Consider the following 22,937-nt stretch of genomic DNA (forward strand, 5'->3'; position numbering starts at 1 on the left):
CTGTCATCAACCGCGCAGCACCCTAGGGCATCGAGGTTTTGGTCAGGCCTGCGGCGTCGCCTCGGTCGTCTCAGCGTCCTTCTCGGGCTGCTCGACCTCGTCAGCCTCCTTCGTGGTCTCCTCGACCTCGTCGGCCGCCTTCACGGGCGCCGGCTCGGTCCAGGAGAACTCGATCTCGACGGACACCTCCGTCTCGTTCTCGCGCTCGATCTCCAGCTCGCACTTCACCTTGTCGGCGACGGCGACCGCACCAGCGGCACCGTAGAAGATCCGGCCGTCAGACTCGAGCTGGTTCGCCAGCTGCCGCAACCAGCCGGCCAGGTCGGCGCGGGACACGGTGCGGCTGTCTTCGTAGATATCCATGGCGGGCATGTTCGCACTCCACAAGGGAGGCTCGGCGAGACGGGTCGAACCATCCACGATCCGACCGCATGATATGGATCTTGTGACCCCGATCGCCGGCTGATACCACAGCGCTGACGGCTCCGCAGTTGGTTCGGGCCCGACCCGCAGCCACCGATGCCGGGATAGTCGCGTCTCGGCTGGGTAAGCGGCGCGGATGCCCGCCAAGCAGGAGCCGGCAGCCGACACCGACCCGGCCCCGCACGGGGGGTTCCGGGCCGGCCGGGTCTGGGCCCGGCTGCGCGAGCGGGTGCGGCACGGGCTGCGCACGCGTGCCTGGCGGCTGCGCCTCTTTGGGCTGCTCGCCGTGCAGGCCGGCGTCGCGGCCGCGATCGCCTGGTTCGTGGGGTACCAGTTCCTGGACAATCCCGTTCCGGTGCTCGCACCCACCACCGCGGTCGGCATCGTGGCCGCCTCGATGGGCTCACGCCTGCGACGCACCGTCGAGCTGCTGGTCGGGGTGGTTCTCGGGCTCGCCGTCGGCGACGCGCTCATGCCGCTGTTCGGCATCGGGGCGTGGCAGACCGGCGTGGTAGTCGTGCTGGCGATCATCGTCGCCGTGCTGCTCAAGGGCGGCGGCTCACTGCTCACGCAGGCCGGCGGCACCGCGGTGCTCATCGCCACCCTGGAGCCGCCCGTGCGTGACCTGTCCGTCCCTCGCTTCGTCGACGCCGCGGTCGGCGGGTTGGTCGGGTTGGCGGTCGGTCTGCTGCTGGTGCCCATCCATCCGCAGCGGACCGTGCGGCGGTTGGCCGAACCCGTCCTCGACCCCGCCATCGCCGCCATGCACGACCTGGCCGCGGCGCTGCGCCTGCGGGATCTTGGCGGCGCCCAGCGGAGCCTCGACACGCTACGGGGTCTCGGTGCCCGGCTGACCGCGTTGGACGAGGGGCTCGGCGCCGCACAGGAGGTGGTGCGACTGGCGCCGCTGCGGTGGCGGGAACGCCCGTCCCTGGGCTTCTACACCGACGCCGTCCGGCACATGGAGCGCAGCCTCTACAGCTGCCGGGCCATCACGAGGAGACTCACGAGGGCGCTCCGGAACGGCGAGCCGGTGCCGGAGGAGTTCTCCGCCGCCATCGACCTGTTGGCCGACAGCGTGCAGACCCTGAGATGCGCGATCCGCGCGCGTGCGCAGCCGCAGGAGGCGCGGCAGCAGGTCCTGGCGGCTGTCGAGCTGGTCGGCCGGGCGCAGGGAGCCGACGCGCCGGATCCCACCCGGCCGCACACGCACCGGCTGGGCTACTCAGGCATGATCGCCGTCGGGGAGTTCCGTACGGCGGCACACGACCTGCTCATGGCCAGTGGACTGGACGCCGACGAAGCGGCAGCGCTGCTGCGGCGGACGGCGGACCGGGACGAGTGGGACTGAGTCCGGCCAGCCACGTCAGGTCGCCTTCAGCGACGCGAGGACGTCGAGGTAGTGCGGGTTCTTCATGACGCCCAGCACGTTGCCGAACGGGTCGACGACCGACGCGGTGATGAACCCGGTATCCCCCTGCGGAGTGATCGGCTGGTACTCCGTGGCACCCATCGCCAGCAGCCGCTCGACTGTCGCGTCGAGGTCGTCGACGTACCAGTGCATGATCACGCCGCCGGGCCCCGTGGTCGTGCCGGCCGGCGCGTACCTGCGGTCGATGATGCCCAGCTCGGCCTGGTAGTCCCCGATGCGGAACTCGGTGTAGGCCGGGCGCCCGTCGGGGCCTGGGCGCATGAAGTACGCCTCGACGCCGAGGAAGTCCGCGTACCACGCGGTGGCCGCCTCCACGTCGTCCGCCCAGATGTTGAGGGTGGCAAATCCCCGCAGGCTCATCAGGTGTCCTCTCGTCGATGTCGTCGGTGCTGACGCTATCGGCGACGGCGGACGATTCGCCTCCGTAGTGGACGGCGCTCCAGAGTGTCGGCCTCGTCGGCTGAGAGTTAGGTGAACAACTCAACTAAATGCTTGCGGTGTCAACGAAGCGCCGCGAGGATGATCGTCAGTCCCATCGAGACGTAGGAGTGTGCGTATGCGAGCAAGAGCAAAGCGAGCCGGTGCAGTGGTGACCATGGCCGCAGTCATGACCGCCGGACTTGGCGCCCTGGCCTCGCCCGCCTCGGCGCAGACTCAGGAAACCGGCCTGGTGCTCTACAGCGGGAAGACGCCGGTGGCGCACTACCCGGCGCCGACTGGCTCCTGCGAGCCGGTGCCCCCGACCGCCGATCTCCTCATCGGTTGGAGCAACGTCCAGCAGACCCTCTTCTACTACACGACGGACTGCTCCGGGTGGGAAGTTGGTTTGGGCACGCTCCGGACCTTCGGGCAGGGAGAGTTCAAGAGCTTCCGCGCGTACTGATTGAGCGTGCCGGGACGGGGCTGACGCTGGCGTACGCCCCGTCCCGGGCCACAGGCCGACGGCAGCAACGCCCCGGCCGGCCGAATAGTCCGTCAGATCCCGGGTAGTCGCCGCCATTGCCAGGACGGATGGCGGGGGAGAGCGTGCAGAGCTACCCAGCGGTTGAGGACCACGGACTGATCGGCGATCTACAGACCGCCGCGCTGATCGACAGTGACGGCGCGATCGACTGGTTCTGTGCGCCCCGGTTCGACTCGCCGAGCATATTCGGCGCGTTGCTGGACCGCCGCAAGGGCGGCCACTTCCAGGTCGCGCCCGACGGCATCGACTACACCAGCAAGCAGCTCTACCTTCCCGGAACGCCGATCCTCATCACCCGCTTCCACAGCGCCGACGGGGTGGGGGAGTTGTTGGACTTCATGCCCGTCACCGGTGAGCACGCCACCGACCAGCACCGGCTGATCCGACTGGTCCGGATGGTCCGGGGGAGCATGCGGTTCCGCTTCGACTGCCGCCCGCGGTTCAACTACGGGCGTGATCCGTACGAGCTTGAGGTGCACCCCGAGGGTGACGTCTTCCGGAGCCAGACCCTGAGCTTCACCCTCTGCGCCTTCAAGAACGTGGAGCGGGCGTTCCACGTGGGGGACTTCCACCGCGACGCGGAGGGCGTGTCCGCGTCGTTCACGCTGCACGCGGGCGACATCGGCGGGGTAAGCCTGGAGACGGCCAGCCCGCACGCGCCTCGAGCACTCAGCACCGAGGAGGCGTGCGAACTGCTCGCCGAGACCCGGGACTACTGGCGGCGGTGGGTGGGCGGATCCAGCTACACCGGCCGCTGGCGGGAGATGGTCGAGCGGTCCGCGATGACGCTCAAGCTGATGACGTACGCGCCGACCGGGGCTCTGGTCGCCGCACCCACCGCGGGGCTGCCGGAGCAGGTCGGCGGGCAGCGGAACTGGGACTACCGCTTCACCTGGATCCGGGACGCGTCCTTCTCGGTGCACGCGCTGCTCCGCCTGGGCTTCACCGACGAGGCCCAGAAGTACCTGTCCTGGCTCGGCGCCCGTATCACCGAGGCCCGGGACGGAGGCCAGCCCCTGCAGATCGTGTACCGCATCGACGGTTCACCGGACCTTCAGGAGGAGGTGCTGGGCCACCTGGAGGGGTACCGCGGGTCGGCGCCGGTGCGAATCGGCAACGGGGCGGCCGGTCAGCTGCAACTCGACATCTATGGCGAGGCCCTCGTCGCGTTCGACCTCGCCGACCGCGAGGGGCTGATCACGCCGTACCGGGGGTGGCGGAAGACGGCAGAGCTGATGGACTGGCTCTGTGCGCACTGGGACCAACCCGAGGATGGCATCTGGGAGACCCGGTCCGGTCGGCAGGACTTCACCTATGGGCGAATGATGTCCTGGGTGGCGCTCGACCGTGCCATCCGCGTCGCCCAGCGTCGAGGGCGCCCTGCCGACATCACCCGCTGGACCGCCCAGCGTGACGCCATCTACGAGCAGGTCATGACGCGCGGTTTCCACCCGAAGCGGCAAGCGTTCGTGCAGCACTACGACACCGACATCCTGGACGCGTCGCTGCTGGCGATGGCCGGACTGGGCTTCATCTCGCCGTCCGACCCGATGTGGGAGTCGACGCTACGGGCGATGGACGCCGAACTGGTCTCCGACAGCCTGGTCTACCGCTACGACCCGAAGGCCTCACCGGACGGCCTCGCCGGCACCGAGGGCACCTTCAACATGTGCACCTTCTGGTACGTCCAGGCGCTCGCCCAGGCCGGTCGGCTCGACGACGCTCGGTTGACCTTCGAGAAGATGCTCACCTACAGCAACCCACTCGGTCTCTACTCCGAGGAGATCGCCCCGACCGGTCAGCAGATCGGCAACTTCCCACAGGCGTTCAGCCACCTCTCGCTGATCAGCACCGCGTCCCACCTCGACGAACTGCTCGACCAGCAGCGTTGACCGAGCCAGTCAGAACAGCGTCAGCGGCTCGACCGGGATCGGCTCGGGCAGCGCGTCGAGCCCGGGTACGCGGGCCCGTACCTCCTCGTGGAACCGCCGGGCGAGCGCCGGCGCGTCGGCGTTGTCCGGGGTGTGGATGAACATCGTCGGCGAGCGTCCCTCGCGGAGCCAGGTGACGGTCACGTCGACCCAGTGCTGCCACCCCTGAACCGTGCGCGTCGAGTCGTCGCGGCCGAGGTAGCGGACGATCGGCCGGTCGGTCAGCGCGAGCGACCGGAGCGGCACGCGGGGCTTCTTGGTCCAGGCGTCCCGTTCCGCGTCGCTTGTCGGCGGGCTCGCGAAGAAGGCGGTCGTGTCGAAGGGGATCCACTCGGCGGACGCGGCGGCGAGGGTCGCTTCGAGCAGTCGGGCCGCGCGGGCGTCGGTGAAGAACTCGGGGTGGCGGACCTCCACCGCGTACCGGTGGGACTGCGGGAGTCGTTCCAGGAAACGGGCCAGGGCCGGGACGTCGGTGGGGCCGAACGAACCAGGTAGCTGGATCCACAGGGCGTGGGCGCGCGGGCCGAGCGGCTCGATCGCGTCCAGGAAGGCGCGCAGCGGTGCGCCGACGTCGGTGAGCCGACGCTCGTGCGTGATCACCTTGGGAAGCTTGAGGACCAACCGGAAGTCGGGGTCCGTCTGCGCCGCCCACGAGGCCACGGTGTCCCGGGCCGGGGTCGCGTAGAACGTTGTGTTGCCCTCCACGGCGTCGCACCAACTGGCGTAGTGCCGCAGGCGCTCGGCGGGTGGCAGCCGGTGGCCCGGCCACGACCTGTGACTCCACATGGCGCACCCCACGTGCAGACGCATGACCGCCCTCCCCGCTGGTGAACCGCGCTCGACCGGAGCCCACCGTATACGGGGCCGTCGGACGCGACCGGCCCGACTGTGCGGCAGGTAGGGTCCGACGCCATGCGTGTGCTGTTCGCCAGTCTTGCGTCCGTCGGTCACACCTACCCGCTGATCCCGCTGGCGATCGCCGCCCGAGATGCCGGTTACGAGGTGCACTTCGCCGCCGGTTCGGCGGTGCACGAGCCGCTCGCCGCGCACGGCCTGCGACCATTCCGTCCCGGCGACGCCTTCTACGAGGTGTACGCCGAGGATCTCGAACCGGAGTTGGCGCGGCTGCGGCCCGACCTGGTGGTGCACGAGTGGGGGCTGCCGGGGGCGGCCGTCGCGGCTCAGCGGGCCGGCATCCCGGGCATCTGGCACGGGTTCGGCCGGATGTTCCCCGACGGCATCGGCCTCGAACTCCCCACCAGGAACGCCGAGGTGGTCGGTCGGCCGCACCTCGACATCTGGCCGCCTTCGCTGCAGGACCGGAACTTCCTCGCCACCGAACGTCGGATCGAGCTGCGGCCGGTGCCCTTCTCGACACCGGCCCCGCTGCCCGAGTGGGTGGGCCGTCCGGCGTCCCGGCCGTTGATCTATCTGACCCTCGGCACGGCGTTCGGTACGCCGGAACTGCTCCGCACGGCCATCGCCACTCTGGCGACGCTGGACGCGCAGGTGGTGGTCGCGGCGGGCCGGGTTGCTCCGGAGCAGCTTGGTGAGCTCCCCGACCACGTCACCGTGCAGTCCTGGGTGTCGCAGGCGGAGCTGCTGCCGCTCGTCGACGTGGTGGTGCACCACGGGGGCAGCGGCACCACCCTCGGCGCGCTCGCGGCGGGCGTACCCCAGTTGTTGCTGCCGCAGGGCGCGGACCAGTTCGCCAACGCGGAGGCCCTCGCCGCGGCCGGGGTTGGTCTTCGGCTCCTCCCCGGGGAGGTGGATGCGGGCGCCATCGCCGAGCAGGTCCACCGCCTGCTGCCGCAGCACGGCAACGCCGAGCAGCGCGACGCGGCTCGCGCTGTCGCCGAGGAGATCGCCGCCATGCCGGCCCCGGCGGCCGTGGCCCAGCGCCTACCGGAGTACGCCGCGATGGCAGCATGATCGAATCGTCAACTCAAGGTTGACGAGCCGGATGCGTCAACCTATGGTTGACGCATGACAGATCCTCTTCAGATGAGTAACACCGTCAAGCTCGATGACCTGATCCAGGCGATCAAGACAGTGCACACCGACGCGCTCGACCAACTCACCGACGCGGTCATCGCCGCCGACCACCTCGGCGAGGTCGCCGATCACCTGATCGGGCACTTCGTCGACCAGGCCAGGCGCTCGGGCGCCTCCTGGACCGACATCGGCCGCAGCATGGGTGTCACCAAGCAGGCCGCCCAGAAGCGCTTCGTGCCGAAGGCGACCGACGCTGCGGCGCTCGACCCGAACGCCGGCTTCGGCCGGTTCACCCCCCGCGCCCGCAACGTGGTGATGGCCTCGCAGGAGGAGGCCCGCGCCAGCGGCAACGCCGAGATCGGGCCCGAGCACCTGGTGCTGGGCCTGCTGGCCGAGCCGGAGGCGCTGGCCGCCAGGGTGATGGCTGGTCGTGGTGCCACCCCCGAGGCGGTGCGCGAGGCGGTCGGCGCCGTACTCCCGCCGCGGGCCGAGCAGGTTCCGGACCTCATCCCGTACGACGCGCGCGGCAAGAAGGCGCTGGAGCTGACCTTCCGGGAGGCGCTGCGCCTCGGGCACAACTACGTCGGCACCGAGCACATCCTGCTCGCCCTGCTGGAGCTTGAGGACGGCAACGGCGTGCTCACCAACCTCGGCCTGAAGAAGGCGGCGGTCGAGGGCGACCTTGCCGCCGCCCTCGCCGCCGTCGTCGCCGCCAAGGAGTGAGGGCCCGAGGTCAGGGCGCCTCAGGGAAGCCGTAACGCAGGGCGTGCTCCGGATCGGCCGGGTCGATCTGGCGCACGCCCGCGTCGGCGAGGCGCTTGTTGACCTCGTCGAGCTGCTCGCGCACCAGACGGGCCTCCTCCTCGGTGACCCGGCCCCGGTGCGGCCTGCCGGCGTGCTCCAACGTGCCGTAGTCGATCTTCTCGGCGCTCTTGCGGGCCTTCGGTGGGCGGACCCGCTCGGCCGTCTTCAACAGCTGCGCCATCGGCATGTCGGTGGCCATCGCGTCGAACTCGCTCGCGGTCAAGACCACCCGACGGGGCTCACCGCCACCGTGCCGGTCGTGGATCTCGACCACCGCCACGTCCAGCGCGGCGTCGTCGATGCTCTCCACCTCGCCCGGGGTGGCGTCCAACTGCACGGGCCCGGCGACCAGGTCCGGGTGCTCCAGTACGACGACGCGGACCACCTCGTCGTCCTGCTGTAGAACCGTGCCGGTGAAGTCGGAGACGTGGATCGTCTTCTTGCCCATGCGCGGAGCTTCTCCTGTCGTAGGCCGGGTTGACGGACCACAAGAAATTACCCGACAGGTGTGCGAAAGCCGCCGCTGGACCTCCTCCGGTGTGTCGCCCCGCGCACGAACGTTCAGAGGCTGCCCTTCGGTGCCACCCATTCGGTGGGCTGGCCGGTGACAGCGCTGATCCGGTCATAGTCGGCGTCATAGTGCAGTACTGTCGCGCCGTTCTCCTCAGCGGTCGCCGCGATGATCAGATCGGGTAGCCGGAAGTTGCGGTGCTGACTGTCAGCCGCGAGGATGCGATGAACCGCTAGGGCGCGGTCCATGGCTGTTGTCGACACGTCCATCCAGCGATGCCCGCGCAGCGCCTGCCAGAGAATTTCGTACCCCTTCGGATGGGGTGCGTTGTTGAGGTATTCCAGGCTGGTCATGTGGCAGGCGGCCAGCCGCCCCTCGGTCAGCAATGTCTCGAAACGCCGCCGAACCGACGCGTGGCGGCCCTGTAGGACGTAGACCGAGGTGTCCGCGAGGTAAATCTGACCAGCCATCAAGCTGCCTCGGTGTCGCGCGCCTGCTCGGCGAGCGAGTTCAGGTCGCGACCGCCGCCATAACGCCACGCATCGATAGAGCCGGCGAAGTCCATCTCCACCTGGTCGAACGCAGACACGATCTCGCGGGCCTGCCGACGTACGGCGAACGCGTGGAGTGCGGCATTGATGGTGGCCACCTTGGTGTCGGTGCCAAGCACCTCCCTGGCGGCGTCCAGCCACTCGTCGTTCACGTCTACGGTGATGCGAGTCATGGCGTGACAATACACCAAGGTGGGAGCTATTAATGCACCAAAACTGAACCACGCTTGGTGCGTCAGTGGGTGTTCAGGCGGTGCCGACTGGAGCTGCCAACGGGCAGTTCGTTCAGCCCGGCCCACGACAGGGCTCCGCCGCCGACCGCCCGGGGGTTCCGGTAGCGCGGCTGGGGCGGATTGCCCCCGGCGGTCTCCGCCGCCCGCCAGAGTCGCTCGGGGTTCTGCTGGTAGTGGTCGTTCGGCTGAATCGGCATGCGCCTACCGTCCCAAACAAAGGTGTCCAGGTATGGAAATACATATGACGGTCGATTCATGCACCTGGTTCCCGTCCGCCCGGCCCGGACGTATCGTCCGCCCGTCCCTGCTGTCCGGCGTACGGTGATCCACGACGAGTCGGCTGACCGGGAGGTGCGCGTGCTCGACCGGCGACTTCACCTGCACCTGGCCACCTGGCTCGGCCAGTGGCCGGCCGGGCCGGGGTTGCACGTGGTCGCCTCGCAGCGGCGGGCCGAGCCGGCCTGGGATGGCCGGCTACGCCCCGCGCTCGCCGTGGACACCGGGGAGAGCGCAGTGCTCTCCGTGGCGCCGGACCGGGTCGCGGCGATCCGCGCGTTGACGCGGCGTACGCCGACGCGGCTGCTCGCCGCGCTGCCGGAGACCGTCGGTCGGCCCGAATTCTGCGTGCACGACGGCCCCTTCCGGTGGAGCCTGGCACCCGCGCCGCTGCCCGACGTGGGGGAGTGGACCGAGCCGACCGCCCCCGGGCTGCCGCCGTGGCTGCGACTCTTCGACCTTCCGGTGTTGGTGGTCCGCGACCCGGACGGCGCCTACCTGGCTGGCGCCGGGATCAAACGGCACGACGCGTACGGGCGCGAGTTGGCCGTCGGCACCGTGTCGGCCGCCCAGGGCCGCGGCCTCGCCCGTCGACTGGTGGCTCAGGCGGCACGGCGGGTCCTCGACGAGGGGGCGGTGCCCACCTACCTACACGAGCGGGACAATCACGCCTCGGCGCGGGTCGCCGAGGCGGCCGGTTTCCCGGACCGGGGCTGGCGCGCGTACGGGGTCTATCCGCGCTGAGCGGGGTCGCAATGGGCGCGGACCGTGGATCCCGGGCCGGATCCACGGTCCGCAACCTCCCCCCAGGCCCCCGGTTGCGGGTGTAGCGGCCTCGCCGTGAGCGAGCCGCTGCGTGTCGATCACGCTACGTATCGAACGGGCTCGGGGCAAGGCTGGAGCTGTCGGTTCGGAGTGTCGAAAACCAGACTTGACCTGCGGCTTCGTTGGCCGGGAACGTCGGCCGGGTCAGTGACGTAGCGTGCGGATCAGGTCGAGGACCTGTCGGGTCACGGGGCGAAGGACCCGTAGTCGGGACAGCGCCACGAGCCGGTCGATCAATGGCACGACCCCGTCGATCAACTGGCGGGTCTTGACCTGTCCCGGCGATCGGTCGTGCACCCAGTAGAGGATCACGCCCATGTACGCGAGCCAGAGCAGCTCGGGTAGCTGCTGGCGTAGCTCGGCGTCGACCTTGGCGGTCGAGCCCGTCAGCACCTCGGCGAAGAGTTCGATGGACGCCTCGCGGGGGCCGGAGGACTCAGCGGAGAAGGGGCTCAGCGGGGAGGTGGGCTCGGCCGCCGTCTTGAAGAAGGTCGCCGCGAACTCGTGCGAGGGCGTCACCACGTCGACCCCCGCGTGCAGCACTCCGGCCAGCCGGGCGCCGAACGACTCCTCCCGGTCCAGCACGGGCTGCGCGGCGGCCCGGTGCTCGACCTGGGACTGAGCGTAGAACTCCTGGATCAGGTGGTCCTTGGAGCCGAAGTAGTAGTAGGCGTTGCCGACCGCCACGCCGGCCTCCTGCGCGATCGCCCGCATGGTGGTCTGGGCGTAACCGCGCTCGCGGAACAGCCGCATCGCGGTGTCCCGGATCAGCTGCCGGGTCTGCTCGCCTCGGGCGGTGGCGGGATCACCCGCAGTGGTCGTCGGGGCAGGCTGCTCGGTCATCGGGGTCACCGTATCCCGCCAGGTCGTCGGTCGGCTCGGCCGATGGGTCGCGGACCCGCTCCCGCACCGCCGAGGCGGCGGCCACCACCTGTCGGGCGAGGGGCAGCAGGTGCGGTCGGGCCAGCCGCTCGGCCATGGACCGATGGTCGGCCAACGCCCAGAGGCAGGCGAACCAGGCGCCGTCACCCGCGTACACCTCGCCGCTGTCGGCGATCACGGTGAGGTCGCGCAGTGTCGCGTCGTGGTTCAGGGCGGGGAAGCGCCGCCGGGCCTCGGCGGAGCCGGCGGGCACGAACTCCAGGGGTACGAGTTGGGCGCGGGACGCCAACCACCGGCGGGCGGCACGGCAGAGCGGGCAGGCCGCGTCGAACAGCACGGTGAACCCCCGGATCCCACCGCCCCCGAGCACGGTGGGACCCGGGAGCCGGCCGACGCCGTCGGCCGGTGGCACGGTCATCGGGTCGGTGGGTTGTTCGTCGGGCCGGCACCCGGCTGCGGACCAGCCGGGTGCGGGCCAGCCGGGTGCGGGCCAGCCGGGTGCGGGCCAGCCGAGTGCGCGCCGACCGGGTGCGCGCCGACCGGCTGTGATCCGGGTGGGGTGGGCTGCATGGGGAGTCGGCCGATCGGGGTGATCGGAGGGTGGGTGGCGAGCTGACGGAGTCGGTTTCGGCGGTAGCGGCCCAGTGCGAAGACGTTGAAGAAGTGCAGCGCGCCGAGCACGAGGAGCACGAGGCCGATCTTGAGGGACAGCTCCTCCATGGCCTGGCTTGTCGAAGTCACCGGGTCGGGGTGCTTCATCGCCACCGTGACGTAGCCGAGGTTGAGCAGATAGAAGCCGACCACCAGGAGGCTGTTGACTGCTCGGGCGAGTCGTTCCTCGGCGAACACCTCCTCCAGGAAGACCTGCCCGTTGCGGGACAGTGCCCGAGCCACCCAGATGGTCAGGCCGACGCTGACCGCGAGGTAGATCACGTACATCCAGACCTTGATGTCCATGTGGACGCCCTTCTTGAACGTGTTCAACTACCGACGCCATGAGCCTAGGGCGAGTGTTGAACATGTTCAAGAAGCGGCGGCTGGTGACTGTGGACACTGTCGGGCAGCGCCGAGGGCGCCATCCGGTCGAGTCTGGAGCCCGACCGGATGGCGCTGGGTCTTCAGCGGGCCAGGCCGAGCGCCTCGGCCGCCGCGCGACCGTTGGCGTGGCTCGCGCCGTACGTGGTCACGAAGGCGCGTACGCCCGCCGGTCGCCACTGTGCCGGCCAGCCCATCTCCACCACGGTCACCGGGTGCTGGGCGGCCAGGTCGGCGATCAGCTCCGGGCCGCCGGGTAGCCGGTGCAGGTGGCGTCCGACCAGCACGATGGGACGGTCGCCGGCCAGCCCGCGCAGGGTGGCCGGGTCGGTCTCGGTGGCGATCACCCGCAGCTCCGGCACCCCGTCCAGGTGTGGGCCGAGGCCCCACGGCACTCGCCCCTCGGCGATCGTCGACTCGGTGTGCAGCTGCACCACAAGTGGCTGGTCCAGGCCGGTGAGCAGGCCCTCCACCCGGACCGCTCGGCGCGCTGCCGCGTACCCCAGCTCGGTGTCCTCGATGGCGGGCGACCCGCCGGCAGCCTGGGTCCAGGCGGCGAGGTCGGCGGCGCGGCCAGTGGCCTCCTCGACCCGCGCTCGGCTGAGCCGGCCATCGGTGAGCGCGTCGACGATCTCGGCGGCCACCCGCTCGACCAACTCGGCGTCGACCTTCGCGCCGATGCAGAGCAGGTCGGCGCCCGCGCTCAGGGCCCGGACCGCAGCCGGCCCCACCCCGCCGGCAGCCACCGCGGCGCCCTTCATCTCCAGCGCGTCGGTGATGACGGTGCCGGTGAAGCCGTACTCGGCGCGCAGCAGGTCGACCAGGACGGCCCGGCTGAAGGTGGCCGGGTCGGCGCCGGTGAGCGCCGGCACCCGGATGTGCGCGGTCATCACGGCGCGCGCGCCGGCGGCGACGACGGCCGCGAACGGCGGCAGGTCCCGCTGGCGGAGCAGGCCCAGCGAGGCGTCCACGGTGGGCAGCTCGTGGTGGGAGTCGGCGATGGTGGCGCCGTGCCCGGGGAAGTGCTTCGCGCAGGCGGCCACGCCGGCGGCCTGCAACCCGGTCACGGCGGCGGCCGAGTGGGCGGCCACCCGCACCGGGTCCGCGCCGAACGACCGGGTGCCGATCACCGGGTTGTCGTCGGCGGTGTTGACGTCGACAGTGGGGGCGAGGTTGACGTTGATGCCGAGCGCGGCCAGGTCGGCGCCGATCGACTGGTAGACCCGTCGGGTGAGCGCCACGTCGCCGATGGCGCCGAGGGCGGCGTTTCCGGGGTACGGGCTGCCGGTGGCGTGCGCCAGCCGGGTCACGTCGCCACCCTCCTCGTCGATGGCGATCAGCACGTCCGGCCGGCCGGCGCGCAGCGCGGCGGTGCTCGCCGCCACCTGCGCGGGGTTGTGCACGTTGGTGCCGAACAGGGTGTGCCCGGCCAGCCCGTCGGCGAGCAGGTCGACCGCCCAGTCCGGCGGGACCGGTCCCGGGTACGCGGCGAGCAGCGTGCCCAGCGCCAGCCGGCGCAGTCCTGGATCCAACCCCACGTGATCTTCCCCCTTCGGTGCTCCCGCGGGTACGAAAAGTCGTACCGGTGGTGGTCTTGGCCCTGCCGATCGGCCGAGCGTCCCACCGCCGGGTGGCCGTTACGCTACGGCTACCCGTTCGCAGGTCGTTTTATGGTTAGCAAAGTTTACTAAAAATAGAGGACGTGTCATGAGTGCGACCCGGCTGCCCGGCACCCCCCGCCTGTTGCGGGCGCTCAACGACCGTGCCGCGCTGGAACTGCTCCTCGAACGTGGCCCGCTGACCCGGGCTCGACTCGGCGAGCTGACCGGGCTGTCGAAGGTCACCGCCTCGCAACTGGTCGAGCGGTTGGAGGAGCGTGGCCTGGTCACGCGGGTCGGCGAGCAGGCCGGCGGGCGGGGGCCGAACGCCCAGCTCTACGCCGTCCGTCCGGGCAGCGCGCACGTGGTCGGCGTGGACGTCGGGCCGGATCGGGTGGTGGCCGCGTGCGCCGACATCACCGGTGCGGTGATCGGCCGGGTGGAGCAGTCGACCCGGGACACCGACGACCCGGTGGGCGTGGTGCACAACGCCGTCGTGCAGGCGGCGAGCAGCGCCCAGGCGCAGCTCAGCAGCGTACGACGGATCGTGCTCGGCACGCCGGGCCTGGTCGATCCCGGCACCGGCGACATCACCTTCGCCTTCAACCTGCCGCGCTGGCACAGTGGTCTGCTCGCCGCGCTCCGGGACGACCTGCACACGCCGGTGGTCTTCGAGAACGACGTCAACCTGGCCGCGGTGGCGGAGGCGCAGTCCGGCGCCGCCCAGGGGCTGGGGGATTTCGTGCTGGTCTGGGTGGGTGCCGGTGTCGGCCTGGCGATCATGCTGGGCGGGCGGCTGCACCACGGCAGCAGCGGTGCGGCCGGCGAGATCGGCTACCTGCCGGTGCCCGGTGCGCCCATTCCGCGCGACGTGTCCCGTCGCGCCAAGCCGGCCTTCCAGCAGCTGATCGGCGCGGACTCGGTGCGCGCGGTGGCCCGTGAGCACGGCTACCCCGACGCCGACGCCGCCGAGGCGGTCCGCGCGGCTGTGGCGGCCGGTGCCGACGGTGGCCCGATGCTCGACGAGTTGGCCAGTCGGCTCGCGCTCGGTGTGGCCAGCACCTGCGTGGTGCTGGACCCGCCGTTGGTCGTGCTGGCCGGCGAGGTGGGTCAGGCCGGTGGCGCCGCGCTCGCCGACCGGGTGCAGCAGGAGGTCGCGGCGATCACTCTGGTGCAACCTCGGGTGGTGCCGACCGGGCTGACCGAGGAGCCGATCCTGCACGGCGCGCTGCGCACCGCCCTCGACGCGGTGCGCGACGAGGTGTTCGGCTCCACCGTCGGCTGAGCCCGCTGCGGCGGTCATGTGAAGGAATATTTCATCGGACGTCCGCAGGTTGCAAGCTCTTGCCACTTGCCGGTCCGTCGGGCCACCCGGAAACGGGCGACCCGACGGACCGCGACTCAGATCAGGTCGCGACGCCGGAACACGGCGAACGCCGCCGCGGTCAGCCCGCCGGTGAGTAGGAGCAGCACCGCCAAAGCTGTCGGCCAGGTCAGGCTGTAGAAACCCTCGCAGTAGTCGGTACCCGAGCTGCCGGCACAGAGCCGGGGGTCGAAGAACCGGGCCCCACCGCTGAGCCACGCACCGATGTGACTGGAGAGCATCAGCCGATCCGGCCGCCGGGCGTCGATGATCTCCAGCACCAGACGACCGCCCAACTCCCACACCACCGCGTACGCGGCGAGCGCGCCGAGCGCCGCCGACGTGTGCCGACCCAGCGTGGCGATCGCGAAGCCCACCGCGGAAGCCAGCAACACCAGCACCAGACCACGGCCGTGCACCGCGCCGAGTGAACGCCAGAAGTCGCCGTCCAGACGGCCCGGCAACCCGGCGGTCTGCCCGATCATCCAGAACGTGGCGAGGTAGGCCGCCGACGCCAGCAGGGCCAGGACCAGGACCGTGCCGAGCAGGGTGCCCAACTTGGCGGCGAGCACCGTCATCCGGCGCGGTCGCCAGAGCAGCAGGTTCACCACGCCGCCCGAGTTCAGGTCGGCGCCGATGTAGGAGGCACCCACCAGGAACCCGAAGAGCACCAGGAACGCGATGAGGAAGTACAGCAGCGGCCGCGCCTGGTCGGCGAAGTTGAACACGCCCGACAGATAGTCCGCGGCGATCGGCAGCCGGTCCTGCCGGATCGGGTCGATCGCCGAGCAGTCGGAGGGGAAGGTCTCGTTCGTGCCGGACGGCAACGAGTCATCCTGGTACGCCAGGCACTGCTGGTGCGTGACCTCCATGCTCCGGCGCGCGTCGGCGGCCTGCTCCCGCGCCGAGTTCAGCTCACTGACGGTCGGCTTGTGCGAGCCGACAAGCGTGGTCGCCGCCGTAACGGCGAACGCCAACACCAACAGGACGACCATGAGCTGCACGAAGCGACGCGCGGACAGCCGCTCCAACTCAGCACGCACCAGGTTCACGCGTCCACCCCCCGGTCGAGATCGATCACAGCTTCGCCGTGCGGCAGCGACGAGTCGTCGACCTGCCGGGGCACCGACGGATGCTCGTACGCGCCGGTCAGCTCCAGGAAGACGCTCTCCAGATCCGGCCGCAGCGGCGTCAGCTCGCCCACCCACAGCCCCTGCTCACCGAGCACCCGGCTGATCACCGTCGGGTCGTCCACCCCGCCCACCACCAACGCCTCACCGTCCACGACCGCCGTCAGGTCGGCCGCGTGCAGCAGCTCGACGGCGCGCTCCGGCTCGGCCACCCGGACCAGGAACTCATGCCGATCGTGGCCCGCCAGCACCTCGTCCACCCGGCCGGACGCGACCCGCCGCCCCCGGGAAATGATCGTGACGTGGTCGCAGATCAGCTGGATCTCGCCCAGGATGTGACTGGACACCAGCACTGTCACCCCGCTGGCCGACAGCGACCGCATCAGGTCCCGCATCTCCCGGATGCCCGCCGGGTCCAGCCCGTTCGCCGGCTCGTCCAGGATGAGCAATCGCGGGTCCTTCAGCAGCGCGGACGCCACCGCGAGGCGCTGCTTCATGCCCAGCGAGTAGCCCTTCACCCGCTCGTCGCCCCGGTCGCTCAGGCCCACCAGATCCAGCACCTCGTCAACCCGCGAGACCGGCACCCCACCGGCGCGGGCCAACAACCGCAGCGTGCGGTAGCCGCTGAAGTTGCCGAAGAACTGCGGGCTCTCCACGATGGCGCCCACCTGGCCCGCCACCCGGGGCAGCAGCTCCGGCGACGGTTCGCCGAGCACTGTCATCCGCCCGCTGTCGGCACGTACCAGCCCGAGCAGCGCCCGCAGGGTGGTGGTCTTGCCAGAGCCGTTGGGGCCCAGGAAGCCGTGGATCTGGCCCGCCTCGACCAGCAGGTCGAACCCGTCCACCGCCACGCGTCGGCCGCTGCGCATGCTGTGGAATGTCTTGCGCAGACCCTCGATCTCGATGACCGCGCTCATCGGCGCGGCTCCGTACCTCGACGGGGCATGAACCGTCCTTCGGTCTTGGTGATCAATGACACGGCGCTTCACCCTATGGCTGAGGCGCCGCCCATGGGGGGGCGCCTCGGCGCTGCGTGGTTGGATGGTGCGGTGACTGGTGACCTGATCCCCGGCGCTGCCGGCGCCGCGCCTGCCGCCGCTTTCGTGGACCCGGATCTGGTGGTCAGCCTCGACGGCGTCGGTGTACGCCGCTCTGGCACCGCCCTCCTGGAGGACCTGACCTGGCGCGTCGAACTAGACGAGCGGTGGGTCGTGCTCGGCTCCAACGGCGCCGGCAAGACCACCCTGCTCAACCTCGCCGCCGGCCGGCTGCACCCCACCACGGGCGTCGCCCACGTGCTCGGCGAGCGCATCGGCCGCACCGACGTCAACGAGCTGCGTACCCGGATCGGGCTCACCACCGCCGCGCTCGCCGAGCGACTGCCCGCCGACGAGCGGGTCAGCGACGTGGTGGTGACCGCCGCGTGGTCGGTGGTCGGCCGCTGGCGGGAGAACTACGACCGTGGCGACGAGTCGCGGGCGAAGGCGCTGCTGAGCCAACTCGGCGTCGGTGGCCTCGCCGAACGCCGCTACGGCACCCTCTCCGAGGGCGAGCGCAAGCGGGTGCAGATCGCCCGTGCCCTGATGACCGACCCGGAGCTGCTGCTCCTCGACGAGCCCGCCGCCGGGCTCGACCTGGGCGGTCGGGAAGACCTGGTCGCCCGGCTGGCCGAGCTGGCGTACGACCCGGACGCCCCGGCGATGGTGCTGGTCACCCACCACGTGGAGGAGATCCCGCCCGGGTTCACCCACGCGCTGCTGTTGCGCGAGGGCGGGGTAGTCGCCCAGGGCCTGCTCGCCGAGGTGCTGACCGGTGACAACCTCTCCAAGACCTTCGGTCTGCCGCTGGTCGTCGAGCGGTCCGGCGACCGCTTCACGGCCCGCGCCGCCTGAGCGACGGAACGGGCGGAGACGACCGTGCCGCAGACCCGGGTTGCCGTGGTGGGCAGCGCCAACATGGACCTGGTCGCGATGGCACCCGCGCTGCCGCGACTCGGCGAGACCATGCTCGGCACCGACTTCGTGATGGTGCCCGGCGGTAAGGGCGCCAACCAGGCCGTGGCCGCGGTCCGGGCCGGCGCCTCCTGCACCTTCCTCGGCGCGATCGGCTCGGATGGCTTCGGTGTCACCCTCAAGGCCCGCATCACCGCGGCCGGCGTGGACACCAGTCAGCTGCGCGTCGTCTACGGCGCCTCCGGGGTAGCGCTGGTGATGGTCAACGCCCAGGGGGAGAACGCCATCGTGGTCACCCCCGGAGCGAACGACGCGCTTGTCGGCCTCACCGACGAGGAGCTGGCCACGGTACGCGCGGCGGACGTCCTGGTCGCCCAATTGGAGATCCCGGTGCAGACCGTGACCGCCGCCGCGGTGGCCGCCCGCGACGCCGGCACCAGGGTCATCCTGAACGCCGCCCCGGCACGGGACCTCCCGCCCGAGTTGCTCGCCGCCGTGGACCTGCTGGTCGTCAACGAGGGCGAGGCACAGGCGCTCGCCGGCCGAGGTCGGGAGGAGCCCCGCGCGCTGCTCGACCTGGCCCCCCGGGCCGTGCTCACGCTCGGCGGCGAGGGCGCCTGGTACGTCGACCGGGACGGCACCGAGGTGCACGTGCCGGCGGTACGTGTCGACGTGGTCGACTCCACCGCCGCGGGGGACGCGTTCACCGCCGCGCTGGCCGTCGGCTGGGGCGAAGGGCGCGACCTGGTCGACGCGGTGCGCTGGGCGGCGGCGGCCGGCGCTGCCTGCGTCCGCAAGCTCGGTGCCTCGGTGGCGCTACCGCAGCGCGCCGAGATCGACGAGCTGTACGTTCCGGCCTGACCGCACCGGCCCGTCCGTGCGCAGGCCGGCGGCGCTCAGAGGGCCGGATCGTCGACGAGCTTCTCGCCGCGTCGGCGCAGCATGCCCAGCCCAGGGATGCCGGCCACGGCGAGCTTGAGATCGCGGGTCACGTCCAGCAGGTCGTGCAGGTCGGGACCGACCCGGTCCAGCGTGGCCAAGATCGGCAGGATGTCCGCCGTCAGGTGCTCCTTGAGCTTGGGCAACTCGTCGATCAGGTGGATCGCCGCCGTGATCTCCTCGTGGCTGAGCTGCTCGACGAACCGTTCGGTCATCGGTGCGGCCCGGCGCAGCGCCGGCTCGTACGCCGCCATCAGCTCGGCTGCGGTTGTGGCCGCCTGCGCAGCGGTCTGCACGGTGCCGGCAGCCCGGTCGGCCACGGCGTCAGCCTTCGCGACAACCTGGTCGGTCCGGTCCAGGGTGGTCTCGATCCGGTCGACCACGCCGTTGATCCGGGCCAGCAACGCCTCCACCCCGTCCAGCACCGCGAACGCGCGGGCGGGCACGGCGGCCATCGAGGCGGCCGAGCCGAGCGCCTGGTCGAGAGCGGAGCGGGTCAGGCCAACCACGGCGGCCGGGGTGGGGAGGGGAATCGCCATGGGATCAAGTGTGCGTCGGCTGTGCCACAACCGCCCGACGGGGCCGGTCAGCGTGAGGTTCGACCGGCTGTGTCGGCGCGGGCCACCCGTAGCGCCCACCAGATCAACGGCGCCTGCAAGGGCACCCGACCGTACGCGATGGCCCGCTTCGTCGGGCGGCGGTGTCGCCAGTCCACGGCCATCTTCACGTTCGCCGGCAGGACGGCGACGAAGAGCGCGGCGGCGGCCCGACCGCCGGCCCGCCGGGTGGCCGGGTTCGCGACCGCCGCCGCCACGGCCAGCTCGGCGACCCCGCTGGCGTACGTCCAGAACCGGGCCGGGCCGGGCAACGCGCGCGGCACGATCGGGTCGTAGAGGCCGGGGCGTACCAGATGGGTGACGCCGGCTGCGGCGAGCAGGCCGGCCAAAGCGACGGCCTCGCCACGGCGGGTGGTCATCGATGGTCCCCCTGCTGTTCGACGGCGCGCTGCACGGCCCGGTAGATCTGCCCGAACCGTAGCGCGTCCGGTGTGCGCACCAGCAGGTCCTCCCGGCCGTGGTGCTGCACCCACAGCTCGTGCACGTGGCTGCCGCGCTCGTAGGAGCGGTCCAGCCAGCCCAGGGGGATCTCCAGGAACGGTGTCAGCGCCAACGCCCCCACCGCGCAGGCGGCGAGGATGATCAGCGCCAGCTGCCAGTTGCCCCGGTCCTGTGCCGACCACGCCAGTGACAGCACGCAGACCACCGCGACCAGCGGCGGCAGCGAGAGCAGCAGGACCAGCACACCGCGACCCAGCACACGGCCGCGTACGGCCAGGGTCTTCTGCCCCCGCTCGTGCCAGACGAACGTCACGTCGGACAGGGCGATCACCTGACCGCCCGCCCGGATCGACTCGGATGTCACCTGCACCGCGTCGTCCCGGTAATAGAGGGTCATCACTAAGCTTAACCACCGGCAGGCAACCTCGTCGCGCTCGAACCTCGTCGGGGGAGGGCCGGGACGAAGGCCAGAGCCGGGGAGCTAGCGGCGGGTGACGGGGCGGGCCGGTTGGCTGTGCTCTACCGCGCGCTGCACCGCTCGGTAGATCTGCCCGAAACGCAGCGCGTCGCGGGTGTGCAGCAAGCGCACCGGCTGACCGCGCCATCGGGCCCAGATCTCCAGTTGGCGGCTGCCCCGGGCGTACGAGCGGTCCAGGTGTTCGAAGAGGAAGTCGGCGACCGGCCCGACGGCCAACCCGACCAGCACCGACGCGCCGACGATCGCGATCGTCACGGTGGGTGAGCGGTGCAGCCAGACGGCTAGGCCGATGCCGAGCACCGCGGCGACAAGCGGACCGGCGAGCGCGGCACCGATCGCACCCCGCCCCACCAGGACCCGCCAGGAACGGGTGCCACGGCGGTGCCAGATCACGGTGATGTCGGCCAGCGCGTAGCTGCGGCCGTCGACGCGGACGGTGGTCGAGGTGACCTGCACCGATCTGTCGTCGTAGTACGTCGTCATGGCTGGACTCCCGCCCACGGGGCTGACACCACACTACTTACCCAAACGAGCCGGGTCGTAAGGTTGGCACGCGACTTCGACGAGGAAGTGAGGGCAGCGTGGGCGAGTTCGTTCGGCTGGAGACCAAGGACGGCATCGGCACGATCCGGCTGGAGCGGCCGCCGATGAACGCGCTCAACACCCAGGTGCAGGAGGAGCTGCGCGCCGCCGCCGCGGCGGCCACCGCCGATCCCGAGGTCCGCGCCGTCATCGTGTACGGCGGGGAGAAGGTCTTCGCCGCCGGAGCGGACATCAAGCAGATGGCCGAGATGTCCTACGTGGACATGGCTGAGCGGGCTGCGAACCTGTCCAGCGCGCTCGGCGCGATCGCCCGGATCCCCAAGCCGGTCGTCGCCGCGATCACCGGGTATGCGCTCGGTGGCGGCTGCGAGCTGGCGTTGGCCTGTGACTGGCGGGTGGTCGCCGAGGACGCCAAGCTCGGCCAGCCGGAGATCAAGCTGGGCGTCATCCCGGGTGCGGGTGGCACCCAGCGGCTGGCCCGCCTCATCGGCCCGGCCCGCGCCAAGGACCTGATCATGTCGGGGCGGATGGTGGACGCGCAGGAGGCGCTGCGGATCGGTCTGGCCGACCGGGTCGCCCCGGCCGCAGAGGTGTACGACACGGCCGTCGCGCTGATCACTCCGTACCTGAATGGGCCGGTGCAGGCGCTGCGCGCGGCGAAGCTGGCGGTCGACGGCGGCCTGGACATGGACCTGAACTCGGGCCTGGCCTGGGAGAGTCAGCTCTTCGCGGCGCTGTTCGCCACCGACGACCGGCGGGAGGGCATGGCGGCCTTCGTCGAGAAGCGCAAGCCGGGCTTCACCGGCCGCTGACCGGCCCGGGGTCGTCACACCCAGCCGCGCCGGACCGCTTCCATCCCGGCCTGGAATCGGGTCTCGGCGCCGACCATCGCCATGATCCGGTGTACGTGTCGGTGCACGGTCCGCACGCTCCAGCCCAGCGTCCGGGCGATCCTCTCGTCGGTGGCCCCGCCGGCCAGCAGGCCGAGCAGCTCGATGTCGCGGTCGGTGAGTCGGTCCGGTTGCTCCTCAGCGGTCGGGCCGCTCCCGCCCTCGGTCGGGCCGAGCGGGCCGTTCCGCGCGCCGCCGACCGAGCGGTTGATGGCGACGGCCCGCTCCCAGAGCGCCTCGAACAGCCCGCCGACCGCGTCCAGCAGTGACGACGGGTGCACCAGGTACGCGGCGTCGGTCAGCTGCCCAGCCGCCAGGACGGGGATGAGCGCGAACCGGTCGTCGCAGAGCAGCATCTTCATCGGCACGTTGCTGGCGACTCGGGCGCGTTCGCCGGACTGGATGCCCCGCCAGATCTCCGCCATCCGCCCCGGGATGGCCAACGCCGACCGGTCGTAGATCACCCGGTAGGTGAGGCCGCGGTCGGCGAGCTGTTGGGTCTCCTCGGTGTTGCCACTGGCCGGGTTGTCCAGGTAGGGCGGCCGGTCCATGCCGCGAATCTGCACCCGCGCCTCACGTTGCAGCCGGACGAGGGTGGCCCGGAGGTTCGCGGCCCCCTCGATGACCTCGACCAGCTCGGCCGGGTGTTGACCCGGCCCCTCGTGCCGCCGGATGTCCTTGGCCAACTCGTCAGCGTGCCGGCGCAGGCGGAGCAGCTCGCGCTCCTGCTCGGCGATCAGGAAGGTAGCCACCTGGTCCGGTGACGTTGCCGCGTAGCGGGCCGGGCGGCCCGGTAGTCGACTGGCCAGGCCACCGTCGACCAGGCGGCCGAGCGCGCTTCTCAGCTGTGCCCGGGAGAGCGCGACGTCGCCGAGGAGATCGTTGAGGGCCGCCTGGCGACGCCGAGCCAGCGCCTCGTACACGAGCCCGTCGGGCTCGGGCACGCCCACCGCACGCCACATCCGAGGCCTCCGTCGGGAACCAGCCAGCTGTCCGGAACATGAATGCCCCGGGACATTGTCCGTACTTTCTGGTCCATGCCAAGATCATCCTTCGACGTACGCCGGTTTTTGTGTCAGGGATCATGCGCGCCTGGCGGGTGGTGCGTTCGCGGTCTCAACGGC

Annotated in this window: 28 protein-coding genes; 10 read left to right on the forward strand and 18 right to left on the reverse strand. The window is 71.2% G+C overall.

Annotation, left to right across the window (positions count from 1 at the left end; all coding sequences use genetic code 11):
• Positions 1-42: 42 nt before the first annotated feature.
• Positions 43-372 carry an amphi-Trp domain-containing protein gene (locus tag IF46_RS0106330; protein ID WP_030487334.1) on the reverse strand — a complete coding sequence of 110 codons (330 nt, stop codon included), beginning with the start codon at positions 370-372 and terminating at the stop codon, positions 43-45.
• Between the two features lie 187 nt (positions 373-559).
• Here IF46_RS0106330 and IF46_RS0106335 point away from each other — a divergent pair, with 187 nt between their 5' ends.
• Positions 560-1,774: an FUSC family protein gene (locus IF46_RS0106335; protein ID WP_051723725.1), complete on the forward strand. Its 1,215-nt coding sequence runs from the start codon at positions 560-562 to the stop codon at positions 1,772-1,774.
• Between the two features lie 15 nt (positions 1,775-1,789).
• Here the strand turns inward: IF46_RS0106335 and IF46_RS0106340 are convergent, their stop codons facing one another.
• Positions 1,790-2,215: a VOC family protein gene (locus tag IF46_RS0106340; protein ID WP_030487336.1), complete on the reverse strand. Its 426-nt coding sequence runs from the start codon at positions 2,213-2,215 to the stop codon at positions 1,790-1,792.
• Positions 2,216-2,462: 247 nt separating this feature from the next.
• Here IF46_RS0106340 and IF46_RS0106345 point away from each other — a divergent pair, with 247 nt between their 5' ends.
• Both IF46_RS0106345 and IF46_RS0106350 read left to right on the forward strand, forming a co-directional pair.
• Positions 2,463-2,738 (forward strand): hypothetical protein, encoded by a 276-nt coding sequence (locus tag IF46_RS0106345; RefSeq protein WP_198041374.1) that lies wholly within the window; start codon positions 2,463-2,465, stop codon positions 2,736-2,738.
• A gap of 143 nt (positions 2,739-2,881) precedes the next feature.
• Complete coding sequence (locus tag IF46_RS0106350) at positions 2,882-4,711, forward strand: glycoside hydrolase family 15 protein (RefSeq protein ID WP_157562699.1); 1,830 nt, start codon at positions 2,882-2,884, stop codon at positions 4,709-4,711.
• A 9-nt stretch (positions 4,712-4,720) separates the two neighbouring features.
• Here IF46_RS0106350 and IF46_RS0106355 read toward each other — a convergent pair whose 3' ends face one another.
• Complete coding sequence (locus IF46_RS0106355; protein WP_198041385.1) at positions 4,721-5,536, reverse strand: DUF72 domain-containing protein; 816 nt, start codon at positions 5,534-5,536, stop codon at positions 4,721-4,723.
• A 126-nt stretch (positions 5,537-5,662) separates the two neighbouring features.
• Here IF46_RS0106355 and IF46_RS0106360 point away from each other — a divergent pair, with 126 nt between their 5' ends.
• Positions 5,663-6,682, forward strand: coding sequence for a glycosyltransferase (locus tag IF46_RS0106360; RefSeq protein ID WP_030487340.1), 1,020 nt, complete (start codon positions 5,663-5,665; stop codon positions 6,680-6,682).
• Positions 6,683-6,736: 54 nt separating this feature from the next.
• Positions 6,737-7,468, forward strand: a complete 732-nt coding sequence (locus IF46_RS0106365; RefSeq protein ID WP_030487341.1) for a Clp protease N-terminal domain-containing protein — start codon at positions 6,737-6,739, stop codon at positions 7,466-7,468.
• Positions 7,469-7,478: 10 nt separating this feature from the next.
• Here IF46_RS0106365 and IF46_RS0106370 read toward each other — a convergent pair whose 3' ends face one another.
• The 4 genes from IF46_RS0106370 to IF46_RS0106385 all read right to left on the reverse strand — a co-directional run bounded on the left by IF46_RS0106370 (position 7,479) and on the right by IF46_RS0106385 (position 9,041).
• Positions 7,479-7,997, reverse strand: a complete 519-nt coding sequence (locus IF46_RS0106370) for a hypothetical protein (protein ID WP_030487342.1) — start codon at positions 7,995-7,997, stop codon at positions 7,479-7,481.
• Between the two features lie 113 nt (positions 7,998-8,110).
• Positions 8,111-8,530 carry a PIN domain nuclease gene (locus IF46_RS0106375; RefSeq protein WP_030487343.1) on the reverse strand — a complete coding sequence of 140 codons (420 nt, stop codon included), beginning with the start codon at positions 8,528-8,530 and terminating at the stop codon, positions 8,111-8,113.
• Positions 8,530-8,784 carry a type II toxin-antitoxin system VapB family antitoxin gene (locus IF46_RS0106380; RefSeq protein WP_030487344.1) on the reverse strand — a complete coding sequence of 85 codons (255 nt, stop codon included), beginning with the start codon at positions 8,782-8,784 and terminating at the stop codon, positions 8,530-8,532. The genes IF46_RS0106375 and IF46_RS0106380 overlap by 1 nt, the downstream gene beginning before the upstream one ends.
• Positions 8,785-8,846: 62 nt before the next feature.
• Complete coding sequence (locus IF46_RS0106385; protein WP_030487345.1) at positions 8,847-9,041, reverse strand: hypothetical protein; 195 nt, start codon at positions 9,039-9,041, stop codon at positions 8,847-8,849.
• 160 nt (positions 9,042-9,201) lie between these two features.
• Between IF46_RS0106385 and IF46_RS0106390 the strand changes: the two genes are divergently transcribed.
• Entirely contained in the window at positions 9,202-9,864 is a 663-nt protein-coding gene (locus IF46_RS0106390; RefSeq protein ID WP_030487346.1) for a GNAT family N-acetyltransferase, read from the forward strand.
• A gap of 225 nt (positions 9,865-10,089) precedes the next feature.
• On the opposite strand, the gene IF46_RS0106395 is transcribed toward IF46_RS0106390, so the two are convergent.
• The 4 genes from IF46_RS0106395 to IF46_RS0106410 all read right to left on the reverse strand — a co-directional run bounded on the left by IF46_RS0106395 (position 10,090) and on the right by IF46_RS0106410 (position 13,400).
• Positions 10,090-10,788 (reverse strand): TetR family transcriptional regulator, encoded by a 699-nt coding sequence (locus tag IF46_RS0106395; RefSeq protein WP_030487347.1) that lies wholly within the window; start codon positions 10,786-10,788, stop codon positions 10,090-10,092.
• A complete protein-coding gene (locus tag IF46_RS0106400; RefSeq protein WP_030487348.1) occupies positions 10,751-11,245 on the reverse strand; it encodes a thiol-disulfide oxidoreductase DCC family protein in 495 nt (164 codons plus the stop codon). The genes IF46_RS0106395 and IF46_RS0106400 overlap by 38 nt, the downstream gene beginning before the upstream one ends.
• Positions 11,242-11,811, reverse strand: coding sequence for a hypothetical protein (locus tag IF46_RS0106405; protein WP_232233955.1), 570 nt, complete (start codon positions 11,809-11,811; stop codon positions 11,242-11,244). The genes IF46_RS0106400 and IF46_RS0106405 overlap by 4 nt, the downstream gene beginning before the upstream one ends.
• A gap of 134 nt (positions 11,812-11,945) precedes the next feature.
• A complete protein-coding gene (locus tag IF46_RS0106410) occupies positions 11,946-13,400 on the reverse strand; it encodes a glycoside hydrolase family 3 protein (protein ID WP_030487350.1) in 1,455 nt (484 codons plus the stop codon).
• Positions 13,401-13,569: 169 nt separating this feature from the next.
• Here IF46_RS0106410 and IF46_RS0106415 point away from each other — a divergent pair, with 169 nt between their 5' ends.
• The gene (locus IF46_RS0106415) at positions 13,570-14,745 is read left to right on the forward strand and encodes an ROK family transcriptional regulator (RefSeq protein WP_030487351.1); all 1,176 of its coding nucleotides are present in this window, start codon (positions 13,570-13,572) and stop codon (positions 14,743-14,745) included.
• A gap of 116 nt (positions 14,746-14,861) precedes the next feature.
• Here IF46_RS0106415 and IF46_RS0106420 read toward each other — a convergent pair whose 3' ends face one another.
• Together IF46_RS0106420 and IF46_RS0106425 are read right to left on the reverse strand one after the other, a co-directional pair.
• Entirely contained in the window at positions 14,862-15,875 is a 1,014-nt protein-coding gene (locus IF46_RS0106420) for an ABC transporter permease subunit (RefSeq protein ID WP_030487352.1), read from the reverse strand.
• Entirely contained in the window at positions 15,872-16,870 is a 999-nt protein-coding gene (locus tag IF46_RS0106425) for an ABC transporter ATP-binding protein (RefSeq protein WP_030487353.1), read from the reverse strand. Before IF46_RS0106425 ends, IF46_RS0106420 begins: the two co-directional genes overlap by 4 nt.
• A 93-nt stretch (positions 16,871-16,963) precedes the next feature.
• Between IF46_RS0106425 and IF46_RS0106430 the strand changes: the two genes are divergently transcribed.
• Entirely contained in the window at positions 16,964-17,845 is an 882-nt protein-coding gene (locus tag IF46_RS0106430) for an ABC transporter ATP-binding protein (RefSeq protein ID WP_030487354.1), read from the forward strand.
• 24 nt (positions 17,846-17,869) lie between these two features.
• Positions 17,870-18,766, forward strand: a complete 897-nt coding sequence (locus IF46_RS0106435) for a ribokinase (RefSeq protein ID WP_030487355.1) — start codon at positions 17,870-17,872, stop codon at positions 18,764-18,766.
• A 35-nt stretch (positions 18,767-18,801) separates the two neighbouring features.
• On the opposite strand, the gene IF46_RS0106440 is transcribed toward IF46_RS0106435, so the two are convergent.
• From IF46_RS0106440 to IF46_RS0106455, 4 genes are all read right to left on the reverse strand, one after another.
• Positions 18,802-19,383, reverse strand: a complete 582-nt coding sequence (locus IF46_RS0106440; RefSeq protein ID WP_030487356.1) for a hypothetical protein — start codon at positions 19,381-19,383, stop codon at positions 18,802-18,804.
• 47 nt (positions 19,384-19,430) lie between these two features.
• Positions 19,431-19,820 carry a membrane protein gene (locus IF46_RS0106445; protein WP_030487357.1) on the reverse strand — a complete coding sequence of 130 codons (390 nt, stop codon included), beginning with the start codon at positions 19,818-19,820 and terminating at the stop codon, positions 19,431-19,433.
• On the reverse strand, positions 19,817-20,299 hold the full coding sequence (locus tag IF46_RS0106450) for a DUF6232 family protein (RefSeq protein WP_030487358.1): 483 nt from the start codon (positions 20,297-20,299) through the stop codon (positions 19,817-19,819). Before IF46_RS0106450 ends, IF46_RS0106445 begins: the two co-directional genes overlap by 4 nt.
• A gap of 84 nt (positions 20,300-20,383) precedes the next feature.
• On the reverse strand, positions 20,384-20,863 hold the full coding sequence (locus IF46_RS0106455; RefSeq protein ID WP_030487359.1) for a DUF6232 family protein: 480 nt from the start codon (positions 20,861-20,863) through the stop codon (positions 20,384-20,386).
• A 98-nt stretch (positions 20,864-20,961) separates the two neighbouring features.
• Between IF46_RS0106455 and IF46_RS0106460 the strand changes: the two genes are divergently transcribed.
• Positions 20,962-21,735, forward strand: coding sequence for an enoyl-CoA hydratase/isomerase family protein (locus tag IF46_RS0106460; RefSeq protein WP_030487360.1), 774 nt, complete (start codon positions 20,962-20,964; stop codon positions 21,733-21,735).
• A 14-nt stretch (positions 21,736-21,749) separates the two neighbouring features.
• On the opposite strand, the gene IF46_RS0106465 is transcribed toward IF46_RS0106460, so the two are convergent.
• Positions 21,750-22,775 (reverse strand): helix-turn-helix transcriptional regulator, encoded by a 1,026-nt coding sequence (locus tag IF46_RS0106465; protein ID WP_051723728.1) that lies wholly within the window; start codon positions 22,773-22,775, stop codon positions 21,750-21,752.
• Positions 22,776-22,937 lie beyond the last annotated feature (162 nt).

Source organism: Micromonospora chokoriensis, from assembly GCF_000718555.1.
GTDB classification, from domain to species: Bacteria; Actinomycetota; Actinomycetes; order Mycobacteriales; family Micromonosporaceae; genus Micromonospora; species Micromonospora chokoriensis_B.